At 73.5% G+C, this 15,150-nt stretch carries 12 protein-coding genes, 1 tRNA gene and 1 other RNA gene; 9 read left to right on the forward strand and 5 right to left on the reverse strand.

The annotated features are described in order from the left end of the window. Positions 1 to 174: 174 nt before the first annotated feature. Both GA0070609_RS27565 and ffs read right to left on the reverse strand, forming a co-directional pair. Positions 175 to 2,724: a DNA polymerase III subunit gamma and tau gene (locus GA0070609_RS27565; protein WP_088996493.1), complete on the reverse strand. Its 2,550-nt coding sequence runs from the start codon at positions 2,722 to 2,724 to the stop codon at positions 175 to 177. A 182-nt stretch (positions 2,725 to 2,906) separates the two neighbouring features. Then, positions 2,907 to 2,997, reverse strand: an RNA gene (ffs, locus tag GA0070609_RS27570) — signal recognition particle sRNA small type. Between the two features lie 81 nt (positions 2,998 to 3,078). On the opposite strand from ffs, the gene GA0070609_RS27575 reads away from it, so the two are divergent. From GA0070609_RS27575 to GA0070609_RS27585, 3 genes are all read left to right on the forward strand, one after another. After that, positions 3,079 to 3,163, forward strand: a tRNA-Ser gene (locus GA0070609_RS27575). A gap of 346 nt (positions 3,164 to 3,509) precedes the next feature. Further along, positions 3,510 to 4,073, forward strand: a complete 564-nt coding sequence (locus GA0070609_RS27580) for a dihydrofolate reductase family protein (RefSeq protein ID WP_088996494.1) — start codon at positions 3,510 to 3,512, stop codon at positions 4,071 to 4,073. Positions 4,074 to 4,500: 427 nt separating this feature from the next. After that, a complete protein-coding gene (locus GA0070609_RS27585; protein WP_231928433.1) occupies positions 4,501 to 6,123 on the forward strand; it encodes a hypothetical protein in 1,623 nt (540 codons plus the stop codon). A gap of 228 nt (positions 6,124 to 6,351) precedes the next feature. On the opposite strand, the gene GA0070609_RS27590 is transcribed toward GA0070609_RS27585, so the two are convergent. Both GA0070609_RS27590 and GA0070609_RS27595 read right to left on the reverse strand, forming a co-directional pair. Further along, a complete protein-coding gene (locus tag GA0070609_RS27590; protein WP_088998001.1) occupies positions 6,352 to 6,603 on the reverse strand; it encodes a flavin reductase in 252 nt (83 codons plus the stop codon). Beyond that, entirely contained in the window at positions 6,597 to 6,890 is a 294-nt protein-coding gene (locus GA0070609_RS27595) for a hypothetical protein (protein ID WP_157748311.1), read from the reverse strand. The genes GA0070609_RS27590 and GA0070609_RS27595 overlap by 7 nt, the downstream gene beginning before the upstream one ends. Before the next feature lie 113 nt (positions 6,891 to 7,003). Here GA0070609_RS27595 and GA0070609_RS27600 point away from each other — a divergent pair, with 113 nt between their 5' ends. From GA0070609_RS27600 to GA0070609_RS27625, 6 genes are all read left to right on the forward strand, one after another. Continuing rightward, complete coding sequence (locus GA0070609_RS27600) at positions 7,004 to 7,777, forward strand: helix-turn-helix domain-containing protein (protein ID WP_088996497.1); 774 nt, start codon at positions 7,004 to 7,006, stop codon at positions 7,775 to 7,777. Beyond that, positions 7,768 to 7,959: a DUF397 domain-containing protein gene (locus GA0070609_RS27605; RefSeq protein ID WP_088996498.1), complete on the forward strand. Its 192-nt coding sequence runs from the start codon at positions 7,768 to 7,770 to the stop codon at positions 7,957 to 7,959. Before GA0070609_RS27600 ends, GA0070609_RS27605 begins: the two co-directional genes overlap by 10 nt. A 222-nt stretch (positions 7,960 to 8,181) precedes the next feature. Further along, entirely contained in the window at positions 8,182 to 8,748 is a 567-nt protein-coding gene (locus GA0070609_RS27610; protein ID WP_088996499.1) for a hypothetical protein, read from the forward strand. Positions 8,749 to 8,829: 81 nt separating this feature from the next. Then, a complete protein-coding gene (locus GA0070609_RS27615; RefSeq protein ID WP_172899556.1) occupies positions 8,830 to 9,321 on the forward strand; it encodes a hypothetical protein in 492 nt (163 codons plus the stop codon). A 121-nt stretch (positions 9,322 to 9,442) separates the two neighbouring features. Then, positions 9,443 to 11,599 carry an NACHT domain-containing protein gene (locus tag GA0070609_RS27620; RefSeq protein WP_157748312.1) on the forward strand — a complete coding sequence of 719 codons (2,157 nt, stop codon included), beginning with the start codon at positions 9,443 to 9,445 and terminating at the stop codon, positions 11,597 to 11,599. A gap of 107 nt (positions 11,600 to 11,706) precedes the next feature. After that, positions 11,707 to 14,262: a hypothetical protein gene (locus GA0070609_RS27625; RefSeq protein ID WP_157748313.1), complete on the forward strand. Its 2,556-nt coding sequence runs from the start codon at positions 11,707 to 11,709 to the stop codon at positions 14,260 to 14,262. Positions 14,263 to 14,298: 36 nt separating this feature from the next. On the opposite strand, the gene GA0070609_RS27630 is transcribed toward GA0070609_RS27625, so the two are convergent. Next, positions 14,299 to 15,096, reverse strand: a complete 798-nt coding sequence (locus GA0070609_RS27630) for a DUF3152 domain-containing protein (protein WP_088996503.1) — start codon at positions 15,094 to 15,096, stop codon at positions 14,299 to 14,301. Positions 15,097 to 15,150 lie beyond the last annotated feature (54 nt).

The raw sequence follows: 15,150 nt of genomic DNA on the forward strand, positions 1-15,150 counted from the left end.
GTCGCCGGGTGTGACCGGCCCCGCCCCGCTCGCCGCTTCCCCGGCAGCAGGTCCCGGCGCACGATCACGGCACCGATCCCCCGGACGGTCCCGGTCCAGCCGGAACGGGCCGCCGCCACCGGTGCCGCCGCCCGCCGCGATCCGCCGGCCCGGGCGCTGGGCCCGTGTACCGACCTACCGGGCGTCGAACTCGTCGATCTTCTCGGCGCCGAACGCCTCGCGGAGCAGCCGGACCGCCTGCTCCTCGCTCGACTCCCGGGCGGTCTTCTCGTCGATGACCTCGTCCAGCGGCTCGTCACCCGGGTCGAAACCCTCGTAGACCGGGGTCGCCGGGGCCGCCGGCCGGGCCGCGCCGGGCCGCACCGGCCCGTCGTAGTCCGGGTCGTACGGCGGCTCACCGGCCCAGTCGGCGTCCGCGGTCTGCCGGGCCCCCTTGTCGGTACGCGCACCACGCCCGGCCGCAGCCGCCCGGGCCGCCGCGATGGCGCTGCTCACCGGGGCGCCGCCGGTGTTGGCCGGTGGCTGCCCGGCGGTGGGCTGCCGGGGGGCGCTCGCCGGGGCCGCGGGTGCGGCGGTCGACGGGGCCGCGGGGGCCGGGCCGCCGGACGGGGTGCCACCCGGGCCGGCCGGAGATCCGCCGCCGGACGGGGCACCGCCGGGACGGGCCGCCTCGGGCCAGTCGCCCGCCGGCTCGGCGTTCCCGCCGGCCGGTGCCGCGCCGGAGCCGCCCGGCCGGGCCGGCTCGGGCCACTCCTCGTCGTCGCCCGGGGCGGCACCCGCACCGCCGGACCGTCCGCCGCCGGCCCGGGGAACGGTCGGCGGCGGCGCGCTCGGCTTGGCTGCCGGCCGGGCCGGGGCGGGCGCGGAAGCGGTCGGCGCCGCCGCGCGGGGGCCGGAGAGCGACACGCCGCCCCGCTCGCCGGCCACCTCGCAGCGGATCTGCCAGCGCCCGCCCAACTCCTCGTAGAGCGCGTCGGTGAGCACCGCCGCGTGGTCGGACATCATCTTGGCCAGCACCGCCGACTTCACGGTCAGCACCAGCGTGTCGTCGTCGAGGTCGCGGACCACCGCGTCGCGCATCAGCGCCGCGATCCGCTTGTTGGTCCGGTTGACCTTGCCGACCACCTCGGGCCAGACCCGGCGTACCGCGACCGCGTCGAGCGCGCCGGGAGCCGACGCGCCGGGGCGGGGCGGCTCGGGGGTGGCCGGGTCGGGCATCACCGCCTCCGGGCGCACCGCCCGCCGGGCGGCGGGTGGGGTGGCGTCGTCGACCGGCGCGTCGGCGGGATGCGCCGCCGGGCGGGCAACTCCGGCCGCCATCGGCGCGGGCGAACCGGCCGCGCCGGCGCCGGGAGCCGGGTGCGGGGCGGTCGCCGAGGTTCCGGGGGCGGCAGCCGCCGGCGTGCCGGCGGTCTCCGGGTGCGGCGCGGCGGCAGCCGCGGACGGGGCGGGCGGCGCCGGGCGTACGGCCGGGACGTCGGCGACCGGCGCGGCGCTGGCGACCGGCGCGGCGCTGGCGACCGGCGCGGCGCTGGCGGCGGCCGGGGCCAGGTCGGCACCGCCCAGGGTGAGCCGGCGCTCCATCCGTTCCAGGCGCTGGAGCAGGCCGCCGGTCGAGTCGTCGGCGCCGGGCAGCAGCATCCGGGCGCAGATCAGCTCCAGCAGCAGCCGGGGCGCGGTGGTGCCGCGCATGTCCACCAGCCCGTTGTGCACGATGTCGGCGCAGCGGGACAGCGTGCCCGGGCCGAGCCGCTGGGCCTGCGCGGTCATCCGCTCGATCTGGTCGGCCGGGCCGTCGATCAGGCCCTTGGCGGCGGCGTCCGGCACCTGCTGGAGCACGATCAGGTCGCGCAGCCGCTCCAGCAGGTCGGAGGCGAAGCGGCGCAGGTCGTGGCCGGCCTCGGCCACCCGGTCGACGGTGGCGTACGCGGCCGCGCCGTCACCGGCGGCCAGCGCGTCGCACATCTCGTCGATCAGCGCCGAGTCGGTGACGCCGAGCAGCGCGGCGGCCCGGGAGTAGCTGATCCCCTCCGGGCCGGCGCCCGCGATGAGCTGGTCGAGCACGGAGAGGCTGTCCCGCATGCTGCCGCCACCGGCGCGCACCACCAGCGGAAAGACCGCCGGCTCGACCTTGACCCCCTCTGCCTCGCAGAGCTGCTCCAGGTACGGCCGGACCACCTTCGGTGGGAACAGCCGGAACGGGTAGTGGTGGGTCCGCGACTTGATCGTGCCGAGGACCTTCTCCGGCTCAGTGGTGGCGAAGATGAACTTGACGTACTCCGGTGGCTCCTCGACCAGCTTGAGCAGGGCGTTGAAGCCGGCCGACGAGACCATGTGCGCCTCGTCGATGATATAGATCTTGAAGCGGCTGCGGGCCGGCGCGAAGAACGCCTTCTCGCGCAGCTCGCGGGCGTCGTCGACGCCACCGTGGCTGGCCGCGTCGATCTCGATGACGTCGATCGACCCGCCGCCGTCAGGGGCCAGCGAGCGGCAGGACTCGCACTGCCCGCACGGCTCGGGGGTGGGGCCCTGCTCACAGTTGAGCGAGCGGGCCAGGATCCGGGCGCTGGAGGTCTTGCCGCAGCCGCGCGGGCCGGAGAAGAGGTAGGCGTGGTTGAGCCGGCCGCTGCGCAGCGCCTGCGACAGCGGCTCGGTGACCTGCTCCTGGCCGATCATCTCGGCGAAGGTGCGCGGCCGGTACTTGCGGTAGAGCGCCAGCGCCACTCGTCCCGCCTCCTCTCGACCGAGCCATTCTGCGCCGGTCCGCCCCGGCTGACCACCCACCCCGCCGGGCCCGGGGCCGTCGTCGCGGCTGATCGACACGATCTCGGGGACAGGGCGGTTTCGCGGTGCCCGGGACACCGTCGGATCGCCGATACGGCGAGGGTAGCGGGGCCGGCAGACAGAAAGGCCCCCCGTGCACCCGTCAGAGCCCGCTTATCCTTGCTGCCTTCCGGCCCTGGGGAGGTTCACGAGATGCACGCCGCACGGGGGGTGCGTCAAGCGTACCCGACCGCGGGGCGGTCCACCGGGGGTGGTGGGGTGGGCGATCCGGCGGGGACCTGTATCCTGTTCGGCGGAGGATTCGCCTAGAGGCCTAGGGCGCACGCTTGGAAAGCGTGTTGGGTTAACACCCTCACGAGTTCGAATCTCGTATCCTCCGCTCGCCAGAGCAGCACGAAGGGCCGGTCCCGTGCGGGACCGGCCCTTCGTCGTCTCCATCGGCGCTCTCGTAGTCCGGTGCGTAACTGGCGGGCCGCCTGTCGCTGGGCATGCCATGCTCGATACCGGTCAAGACGCCCGGACAGCGGCAAAAGCGGACACCGCTGGCTCGCGTCGACCAGCCGAGGATCCGGTGGAACTTTTTCTCAGGATGGCGTCGGATCCGGGCCGAGTCGTTCGTAGAACGGGCGAGAGGCGGAGACGTCCGCCCGACCCGTGTTGCCCAACCAGCTAGCAGGCGAGGGTGACATCCCCATCGGGTCCTCCGTGCACCGGGAGGTAGAGGCATGGCAAAGCTGATCTACGTGACTAACGTGTCGCTTGACGGCTATATCGAGGACGAAAGTGGAGCCTTCGCCTGGTTCCCGCCCGACGACGAGGTATTCACGTTCACCACCAACCTCCTGCGGTCCGTGGGTACCTTCCTCTACGGGCGGCGCCTGTACGAATCGATGGCTGTCTGGGAGACCGACACTGCTCTAGCCGCCCAGTCCGGCCTCACGGCTGACTTCGCCAGCGCCTGGCAAGCGGCGAACAAGGTCGTCTACTCCACGACTCTCACCGCGGTGTCAACGGCCAGCACCAGCTTGGAGCGCCGTTTCGACCCCGCCGTCGTACACCAGCTGAAGGCCACCGCCGGCAGGGATATCACCGTTGGAGGCGCCAACCTGGCGGCGCAAGCCATGCGGGCTGGACTGGTTGACGAGTGCCAGTTATTCGTCTGGCCCACGGCCGTCGGAGGCGGCAAGCCGGGGCTGCCTACTGGCGCGCGCGCCGACTTCGCGCTCCTCGACGAGCGCCGGTTCCAGAACGGCGTCGTTCACCTCCGTTACCGCACTCTCGGCCGCTAACCAGCGTTACCACCCTGCACGGACCATCTGCGGCCTGCTGCGACTCGCGGTCCATCAGCCGCCCCTCCTGAGCGGATGTCTGCTGTGTGGGCTCGGGCCTTCGCGGGGACTTCCAGGCACCCTGCACAGGAGACGGGTGCGGAACCACCTGACCCTGATCCCCGCCGGTGTTGGGCGTCGCGGACCGGGCGGCCGCGGTGGCTCTGGCCCGGGCGGCGAGGCTGGGCCGGGCTCGCTGAGGTGGCATTGCCTGCGGAGCCCGCCGTCCTATTGGTGGTCGGGCGTGCCCGATAGTCGCCCGCCCTGCCCGTTCGCCTGGTTATGGACGTGATCCCGCCCCTCTACGGTGTCGGTGCATCCATGGAGAGCGGGGGTTCTGATGCGTGGACGCATCGCAGGCGTATCCGTGCTGGCTGTCCTGGCCGGCTTGACGTTCGGTGTCCCGGCGCAGGCCGCGGAGGGCGTCCAGACCATCACCCGGGACGGCGTCTCCCTCGTGCACCACCGGGTGGCGAAGCCGAGCACCCCGATGCGAGGGTTCGGCGGCACCCGATCCGACTTCGACGGCGACGGCGTCGACGACGTCGCGGCCACCAGTGATCCCCTCAACTACAACCTGCCCGAGAACCCGACGAGTATCGTCTCCGTGCGCTACTCGTCCGCGCCGCAGGTCGACTACTTCATCGGCACCCTTGCCTCCGACGGTGGCTGCGGCTGCTTCGGCCTGGCCCTGGTGGCGGGGGACTTCAACGGCGACCGCTACGACGACCTGGCGATCGGCGACCTGGACGAGGTGGACCCGAGGAACAAGACCCACGCTGGCGGGGTCTGGATCATTCCGGGCAGCAAGGCCGGCCTGGTGGCGGAGTCGGCGATCCACTTCAACCAGAGTTCGCCGGGGCTTCCCGACACCGCGGAGAACTACGACCGGTTCGGCGCCGCGCTGGCGGCCGGTGACATCAACGGAGACGCCCGCGACGACCTCGCGATCGGCGCGTACGGGGAGTCGGTCGGGAGCAAGGCGGACGCTGGCGCGGTCACCGTCCTGTTCGGTGGGGCGACCGGCCTCACGACCACCGGCGCCCAGCACCTTCACCAGGACCTGGCAGCGGTGCCCGGGGCGGCCGAGAGCAACGACCAGTTCGGCTTCTCGCTGGCGATCGGGAAGGTCGACAGCGACCGGTACCAGGACCTGGTCATCGGCGCTCCCCGGGAGAACGACGGCGCGTCCTGGGACGGGACCGGCATGGTCACCCTGATGTGGGGCGGGCCGGGTGGGGTGTCGACCACCGGCGCCACCTCGGTCACCGGCGCGGCCGTGGGCCCCGCGACCGGCGACGTCAACACCATCCCCTGGTATCTCGGTGAGGTGCTCGCGATCGGCGACGTGAACGGCGACGGGCTCGGCGAGGTGGTCGCCGGCGCGCCGGGCGCGCAGACCCCGCACATCAACGGCGGGCTCGTCGCGGTCTTCACCGGCCGCACCGGCGGCCTGTCGGCCAGCGCGGTACGGATCTTCACGCAGCGTACGGCCGGGGTGCCGGGCGACCCCGGGGACGACGACCGTTTCGGCGGGGCGCTCGCGATCGGCGACGTGACCCGCGACGGCAAGGCGGACCTGCTCATCGGCGTCCCCGGCGAGGACATCGGCTCCCAGTCGGAGGCCGGCATGGTCGTCCTGCTCAAGGGCTCCGCCGCCGGGCTGACCGGGACCGGGGCGCAGGGGTTCGACCAGAACCACGCGGTCGTGCCGGACACCGCCGAGCGCGGGGACAAGTTCGGCGCCTCCGTCGCGGTGCTGAACCTCGACGGCACCGGCGGGCTCGACGCCCTCGTCGGGTCCGTCGGCGAAGAGGTGAGCGGCGACATCCCCGGATACCCGGGCGGGTCTCTGGTCCCGATCCACGGGGTCCCGCTCCCCGGTTCCCCCGGCGCGCTCACCCCGAAGAACACCTCGTGGAGCGGCCAGACCATGCGCACCGAGGTCACCTGGCACATGCGGTACGGGCTCCGGATCGCCGGGCCGCAGAGCGGCGGCCCGCTGTTCTGACGGCCTACACGGCCGGACATGCTGGTTGGACAGCGGCGCGCTCGCCAGAGCGGCGCCGAGGGGCCGGTCCCACCGCGGGGCCGGCCCCTCGGCGCACCGGGCTCGCCTCGGCCGGTGCTGGCCACGTCGTTTCAGAGTGGTGGCGGTATCGACGTGCCCGGGAGCGCCCTATCGGCGGCACGGTGTCGATCATCCCGCCGCCGGCTGTGGCCGCCTGCCGCGCAGGGGCTACCCGCGGGGGCGGGCCCAGCTGACGAAGCGGTCGGTCAGGTCGACCGGGAGCGGGCCCTGGTCGAGCGCGGCGAGGTGTTCGGCGGCCTCGGCCTGGAGCGTCGCCAGGTAGACGGTCAGCGCCGCCCGGTCGTGCCGGTACTCGCCGAGCAGCCGCAGCTTCGCCGGCGAGCAGGGCCAGGCGATGCCGCAGGCGGCGCAGCGCCAGGTCGGGCGGGTCGGTGCGTGGTCGCGCCGGCGGTTCACCACGACCACACCTCGACGGGCCGGGCCTGGTCGACCCGGACGAGGGCACAGGACTGCCGGATGCGCAGGGTGCCGTCCGGGTGCACCTCGTGGCCGCGTACCTCGGCCCACTCGGCGCCCTGGAACGGCCCGCGCCCCAGCACCTCGGTGATCAGCAGGGTCAGCGGTCCTTCGCCGGTGCGGTACGCCTCGGCGGGCACCCGGATGGCCACACCGAACGTGAGCCGGTCCACTGTCGACTTGTTCCGCCGCGCCACCTCGGGCGTCGGTCCGCACACCGCTTCTGCCACGACCACTCTCCTGTCCTACGCGTCGCGTCACCCACCTTCCCGTCGGTGGTCAGACAGATACAGGGCGTAGCGGTATGGTGACCGGATATTCGAGACATCCGATGGGAGGGTCCGTGAACGACGCGCTCCGGGTGGCGCTCGGCGACACCGGGCACACGATCGAATCCCTCGCCGAACGAGTCGGTGTCGACCCGAAGACCGTGAGCCGATGGCTGACCGAGGACCGCATCCCGCATCCACGGCACCGGGTGGCGGCGGCGGAGGCCCTGCACAAGGACATCTCAGACATCTGGCCGGACACTTCGAGACGTCGTGACCCCATCTGGTTCCGCCCCTGGCAGGAGATCGAGCGGGAGGCGGTGTCACTGCGCTGGTTCGAGTCGATCGTCCTGCCAGGACTGCTCCAGACCGAGGCGTACGCCCGGGCCGTGCTCGGCGGCGCCGGGCTGATCCCCCGCGCCGATGTCGAGCGGCACCTGATGGCGCGGCTCGCCCGGCAGGGCGTGCTGAAGCGGGACGACCCGCCGCAGTTGACAGCCGTGGTGGACGAGGCGGTGCTGCGTCGGCCGGTCGGCGGCCGGGCCACCATGCACGAGCAACTGCGGGCGCTGGTGGCGGCGTGCGCCGAGCCGCACGTGCGGATCCACGTCGTGCCGTCGACGGTCGGTGCCTACGCCGGCCTGAACGGCCCGTTCGTCATCGCCAACGGTCCCGACCACCGGGTCGCCGGCTATCTCGACAACCAACTCCAGGGGCAAGTGGTTAGCGACCCGGACGACCTCGCGGCCATGATGGCAGCGTGGGAGAACGTGCGCGGCGAGGCGCTCTCGCTCTCCCACTGGCAGTCAGTCGACCTGATCAGGGAAGTGGCGGAGACATGGAGCTGAACGGCGCCCGGTGGCGCAAGAGCAGCCGCAGCAGCGGCAACGGCGGCGCCTGCGTGGAGGTCGCCGACAACCTGCCCGGCGTGGTCGGCGTCCGCGACTCCAAGGACCCGACCGGCCCGGCGCTCGTCTTCGCGCCCGCGGCCTGGCGGGCGTTCGTCGCGCGCGTCGCCGGGCGGGACTGACCGGCCGGCCGCCCGCTCCGGCGACGGGCCTCCGCCGTGCCCCGGCTGCGCCGGGGTCGATGATGTCCCGAGGCAGCGACGCTCCGCCGGCCCCGGGCCGCACGCCCGGCGGCGGATCCGTCAACGAAGCCGGGGGCACCGCGACTGGAAGGCCGCGATCCCCGTGCCGCGGGCCGTCGTACACATGTTCCATCCACAGCCTGTGGATGCCGGAGGGTTCGGATGAGTTACCAGCTCAGCGCCGTGGTGGCGGACGCCGCGCTGCTCGCGGAGCAGACCGCCGAGCTGGACCACGCGGTGCTCGGCGAGTTGCGCCAGGACTTCGCGCTGCTGCCGGTCACCCCGCAGCTGGTGGCGGAGCTGACCGGCGCGCTGCCGGACTTCTCGGTCGCCGACCGCGATGCCGAGCACCCCTTCCACCTGGTCCTCTCGCCGGCGCTGAGCGAGGTGCTGGCGCGCTGGTCGCGGCAGGGGCCGGTGGCCTACCTGGAAGCGGAGTTCTTCGGGGGCGCCGGCTACCAGTCGGCGGCGGTCTGGCTCGGCGGCACGCTCAGCTGGGGCCCGCGGCTCGACACGGTCTTCGACGGACCGCGAGCGGAGTGGCCGCTCAACGCGGCGCTGCTTCGGCTGGGCGCGGAGCCCGGCGCGTGGATCGACCCGTTCGCGGAACTGGGGCTGCACGTGGAGCGGAGCGCCGAGGGTTGGCTGGCGCACGGGCGGCGGCGATTGAGCGCCGACTACTGGGACGAGCTGGCCGAGGAGTGGGAAGACCGGCAATCTTCCGGCTAGCAGCAACCTGAACGCCCCGGTCCCGTTGGAGACCCGGGGGATTCCATGAAATTGCGACAATTCGCCTTCCTTGCGGTGCTGCTGACGGCTGCCTCCGTGGCCGGCAGCGGCGTCCATCCAGATAGGTCGGTCAGCGGTCGACCGGCCGGCGCGGTGCAGGTCGTCGGCCTCGACGGGCTGCCCGACATCGAGTTCGGCGACACCGAGAGCGAGCTGACCCGGCGGGGCATCCTGCGTACCGACGTCATGGCCTGCGGCCCGACGCTGGCCGGGCACGAGACGGTCAGCCCGGTCTTCGCCGAGGACCGGCTGGTGCTGCTCTGGCTCGGTGAGCCGGCACGCACCCCGGAGGGCGTCACCGCCGGCACCCCGGTCGAGCAGGTCCGGGCCCACTACCCGGCGGCCGTCCGACTGCGCGCTCCACAGGGGACGTACCGGTTCGACGGCCTGCTCGCCCGCCGCGGCGACCGCGCGTACCTCTTCCTGCACGACGGCCGTACGGTCCGCAAGATAATCACCGGCTACGCCGACTGGGCCCAACGCCTCTTCACCGAAGGCCACGACCCCTGCTGACGTCCCGGCACCCCCGTTGATCATGAGGTTGGCGGCGGTCACGGAGATCGACATCGCCGCCAACCTCATGATCAACGTTGTGCGAGTGGACGGCGGACGGTAGAGACGACGCATGCGTGGGGTGAGCAGGGTCGTCCTGTCGGTGGTCGGCGTGGCGTTGCTGGGGGTTGCCACCAACGTCGCCACCGGCGCGCTGCCGGCGGGCTGGTCGCCGTACCTCTGGCTGGCCTGGCCCCTGCTCATCCTCCTGGTGCTGGTCCTGGTCGCGGTGGAGGTCCGCGCGGCGCGCGAGCCACGCGAGGCGACGCCGGCCGGGGCCGCGCGGGCCCGCCGGGTGCTGCTGGAACGGGTACGCCGCTACTGGGTGACCAGCGTCCTGGACCGCTCGCTGCACGAGGAGATCCGGATCGAGCTGGGCATCACGGCGACCGCCCACGACCGCCGGCACCCGTGGACGGTACGGGCCAGCCACCGGGACGGGTTCAGCGGCGTCCTCGACGCCCGGACGTCCATGGCGGCGCTCTTCGACCAGCTCGACCGCGCGGTGGTGATCCTCGGCGCGCCGGGCGCCGGCAAGACGACGACCCTGCTGGAACTCGCCCGTGACCTGCTCGACCGGGCCGAGGCCGATCCGGAGGCGCCGATCCCGGTGGTGCTCAACCTCGCCTCCTGGGCCACCCACCGCCGGCCGCTCGCCCGCTGGCTGGTCGACCAGCTCACCGAGCGGTACGGCATCCCGCCCGAGCAGGGGTCGGCCTGGGTGACGGCCGGCGAGATCCTGCCCCTGCTCGACGGCCTGGACGAGGTGACCGAGGAGCACCGGGACGCCTGCGCCCGGGCGATCGCCGACTACCACGCCGGCCAGCCGCTCACCCCGCTCGCCGTCTGCTGCCGCAGCGCCGAGTACGAGCGGCTCGGCACCGGTCTGCCGGTCTACGGCACGGTCACCATCCAGCCCCTCGGCCGAGCGCAGATCGAGCGGTACGCGGAGGCGGCCGGGCTGGCCGGGCTGCGGGCCGCGCTCGCCGCCGACCCGCAGCTGTGGGACCTGGCCGACTCGCCGCTGCTGCTCAGCATCATGGCCCTCGCGTACGCCGACGGCGCGGCGTCCACACCGGACGCGGCCGGCTCCGGACGACAACGGCTCTTCGCCCGGTACGTCGAGACGATGCTGCACCGCCGGCCACACCCGCACTACCCGCCCGCGCGGATCACCGCCTGGCTGACCACCCTCGCCCGTGAACTCCGGGACCGCGGGCAGACGGTCTTCGTGCTCGACCTGATCGACGAGGCCTGGTCACCGCGACCCGGCCGGATCGCGACGACGTCGCGGCTCGCGCGGATCGCCAGCCTCGTCGCGGTGGGCGCGGTGCTCGGCGTCGCCGGTTGGTGGCTGGCCGACCCGCCCAGCCGGGCCGCCATCGGCGGCATGGTGGTCCTGGCCGGGTTCCTGTACGCCGTGCACTACCGCAATCTGCGGCTGCTGGCCTACCTGCTGCGCCGGCAACCTGAGGACCTGGGCGGTTACGGCTGGTTGACGGGTTCGCTGATGAGCGCGGCGACCGCGGTGCGGGTTGAACGGCCAACCGTGGCCGCCATCGGAGCGCTCTCCGTCGCCGTCGGGGCGCTCTCCGCCCTGCCGGACGCCGCCGACCTGACCTGGACCGCGGGCATCGGCTACGGCACCGGCTTCTTCCTCGCCGCCCTCGCCGCCTTCGCCGCGCAGGACAGCGCCCACGTGCTGCTGTTCCTCCGCCCACCCCCACTCGCGGCGGACCGACGCGAGGTACCCAGCCCGCTTCTGCGCCGCCGGCTGGCCTTCGTCTCGCGCCGGCTGGCGCCCCTCGGGCTGACCGCCGGCGCCCTGGCGGCAGCCGCCGCCGCCCCGCTGACCGGCGTGGGCGACGCGGCCCGGTTCGGGGCGCTGCTCGGCGCTGGCGCGATGCTGGTGGTGCTGGCCCTGGTGGCGCTCACGCCGGTCGCGGAGCAGTGGCTGGTCCGGCGGAGCCTCGCCCGTCGCCAGGTGCTGCCGTACCCGCTGCTGCCGTTCCTCAACTTCGCGGTGCAGTGCCTCTTCCTGCGCCAGGTCGGCGACGGCTACATCTTCGTGCACCGGGAACTGCTGGACCACTTCGCGGCCGGGCCGGAGCCGATCCCCCACCAGCCGGCGAACCCAGCGACCCAGCCTGAGGCCGCGGCTTCTCAGCCTGAGGCCGCGGCCACCAAGCCGGCGGGGCCGGCGGCCGAGGCGGTCGCGGAGGGGCGGGCGACCGGCTGAAACGCCCGCCTCCGCCCGGCTGGTCGATGGATTGCCGAAGATCATCCTCCGTGGAATCATCTCCACGCCCGCGCAGTCGCCGCGTGGCGTCTCATGGGGGAGTTGAGTTGAGAGCAACCCTGCCCGCCCGCCCGGACAATCGAACCGGCAGCAAGATTCCACGGCTCGCGCTGGTCGCCACGGCTGTGCTGACCGTCCCGGCGTTCCTGGTCGGGCCGTCGGCCGCCGGCACCACCGGGACCACGCCGGCCGCGGCCACCGCCACCTCGTCCGCCGGGACGGCGTCCACCGGCACCGTCTCCCGGGAGCCATCGCCGGCCGCCACCCCGGCCACGCCTACCGCGCCCGCCCCGACCGCCCCTGGCCCGACCGCGTCGCGCACGACCACGCGGGCGGACGGGACGACCGCCGGCCTGACGGCAGAACCAGCCCGGCCCCGTACCGCCACCGTCACCCGGTCCCCGTGGAACCCCCGCTTCGCCTGCGGCGGTGCGCTGACCTTCGGCAAGGTCGAGACCTGCGCGTCCATCTCCTACGAGCAGAAGAGTGTCTGGACGTTCACCACGACCGCCGACTCGGACCTCCTCTACGTTCGCCTCAGGGAGGTGGCGGGCGTCAGCCTCTCCGCCCAGGTCACCGGCCGGGACGGCGAGGTCCTCTGCCACATCGGCTCCTACCTCAACGAGTGCCAACTCGGTGCCGCCGGGGCCTACACGCTCACCGTGACGACCTACAGCGGCCGAGGGCAGGGGTCCTACACCCTGGCCGTCGAATCGAGGCGGACGCCGTCGGAATGCGAACTGCTGCCGGAGGAGTTCTTCTCCTTCGCCTCGCCCGGTGTCACGAAGACGCTGCCGGCCGGCGCGGCGACCCACTGCTACGCCTTCGACCAGCCGCTCGACTCGGTGGTGATGGTCAGGACCGACCTCCGGATCCAGCTTCTGGACGGCCAGCACGAGCAGCTCTGCGGTGGCAGCATGTGCACGCTCAGCCGCCCCGGACCGTACCGGCTCTTCCTGCACGAGTTGTACGGCGGGCAGAAGACGTACACCCTGACGATGCCGCGACTCTCGCAGGCGGTCGGCTGCCCGGCGCTGCCACTCGCGCCGTTCGGCGACCCCGGCGCGGCGGTCGGCCAGGCGAGCGTCCTGCCGGATCAGGAGACCTGCCACACGCTGTCCATCCCCACCGCAGGCCCGGTCACTGTCCGCTTCAGTTGGATCGACGAGCAGAAGCTGTTGTGGACCCTGTACGACGACGCCGGCCAGCAGGTCTGCAGCAAGTCCTCCGCGTGGTACTGCGCGCTGCCCACGGCCGAGCGGTACACGCTACTGGTGCGCAACGAGTACCACTACAATCCGGTGGACTACCAGGTGGCGGTGACCGCGTTGCACCGCGACGAGGGATGCGCTCCGGCCACCGGCACCTCCTGGGACCAGTCGACCCTGCACGTGCCGCTGACCTCGCCCGTGCAGACCAACTGCCAGCCCTTCCAGGGCAACGCCGGCGACCAGGTGATCACGTACGACTTCTGGAAAGTCACCCGGCTGGTCGACGAGAGCGGCGCCGAAGTCTGCGCCGAGCCGTCCGGCAAGGACGGGTGTCTGCTCCCGGCGGACGGCACCTACCGGGTGATCTCGCTCCTCACCCCGGCCACCGGCCAGAACGGGACGTACCAGCTGCAGGTCCGGCGGCTCTCCGACGCCGTCGGCTGCCCCACCGTCGCGCCGATCAGCTACGGCGCCGCGCCGGCAGTGGGCGGCATCCGCTGCCGCAGCCTGGACATCCCGGCGGCCGGCGAATACCGGATCCACACCGTCGACGCGAACAACCATCGCCACACGCACCGCGTGTTCGACCAGGACGGCCAGATGGTCTGCGACATCGCCACCGGCTGGGTCGACGGCAAGTGCATGCTTCCCGCCGCCGGCCGCTACACCCTCGTGCTCAACCCTTCCAACCTGGTCGACAACGCGTACACGCACGCCGTCGCGCTCCTGCCCGCGATCCCCTCGGGCTGCGCGACGGTGTCGGACACCGGATGGCGGGACGCGCCGCACCGGGGTGGCTTCCAGGGTGTCGGGCAGGTCAACTGCCTCCGCGTGCCGAGCCCGGCCGGCTCTCGCATAACGAAGTCGGCGCCGGGCGAGTTGGGCGTAAAACGGCCGACCATGACTGTCGTAGACGCCACTGGCACCAAGATCTGCGGCTCCTCCTCGGACCGCGGGTACACCTGTCGACTCAACGGGCAGGCGCCGTTCTTCGCGCTGCTCGACGGACCGACCGACGGCCCCACCAGCACGTACGCGATGGCCTTCTCCCGGATCGACGGGCCGCCCGCCTGCCCGGTGCTTCCGCGGGACGTGCAGACCACGCTGGCCACCGGACCGGACCGGTTCACGGCCTGCTTCTCGATTCCGGCCGACCAGCACGCCGCCAGGGAGAGCTTCACCTGGGCCCGCACCAGCGGCACCGGGACGGCCGAGGTGACGGTCTTCGACAGCCAGGGCGTCGAGTACTGCAGCCCGATGCTGCCCGCCGCCAGCCAGACGATCACCTGCACCACCCTGCCGGACGGGCCGTTGACGGTGCTGGTCGAGACCGATGGCGCCACGGCCACGTACGGGCTGACCCACCGGGAGGCCAGCGCCCCCACCGCGTGACCGGTCGGCGGCCCGGCTCCGGAGCCGGGCCGCCGGTCAGCCCGCCCGGCCGCGCTCGCGGGGCGGGATCGGGTCGTCGTACGCCCCGGACGGACCCGCATAGCGCTCCCCGTCGAGGTACGGCAGGGCGTTCGCGGTGCAGCCGTGCAGACCCAATGTCTGCTGCTGCATCACCGGCGCCGGTCGACCCCGCCCCGGGCACCGCTCGTGCCCCATGCCCAACCGGTGCCCGACCTCGTGGTTGACCATGTACTTCCGATAGGTGGCGAGGCTGGCGCCGTAGCGCGGCACCCCCTTGACCCAGCGAGCCACGTTGAGCACCACCCGGCCGCCGTTGCGGCAGGAGGTGTAGCCGTCCGGCACGTCCCCGCACAGCTCGTCGCGGGTGCCGGGGGTCACCAGGTAGATGGTGAAGTCGGCCGGCTGGCCCCAGCCGACCCGGCGTAGCCGCAGCGTCCCGCCCGCGGTCCAGCCCTGCGGGTCGTTCAGCGTCCGGGTCACCTCCGCCGCGAACTCCGCCACCGGGATGCCCCGGATGTCCCGCTCCACCGCCACCCGGTAGCGCCACAGCCGGCCGGTCCCACCCGGTGCCGGGGCTTCGGCGGCGGCGCCGTACCACCGGTTGCCCCCGTCGGCCGGGTAGCTGACGGCGGCGGCCGTCGGCCGGGCGGTCACCGGCGGCGGCGCGGCGGTGGTGGCGGTGGCGGCGGTGCCTGTCGCGGCGGGCGGGGCGGGTGGCTGACCGGCCGCCGGCAGTCCGCAACCGGCGAGCAACGCGCTGAGCAGCAGCGCCGCGCCGATGGCGTGGGCCCGGCCCGTACTCTTCGTAGTCATGCGTCTCCCCTCGCCGCGCAGCGCCGGTCGCCGGTGGTGCGCAGCGGGAAGGAC

It is taken from the genome of Micromonospora echinaurantiaca, assembly GCF_900090235.1.
GTDB lineage: Bacteria > Actinomycetota > Actinomycetes > Mycobacteriales > Micromonosporaceae > Micromonospora > Micromonospora echinaurantiaca.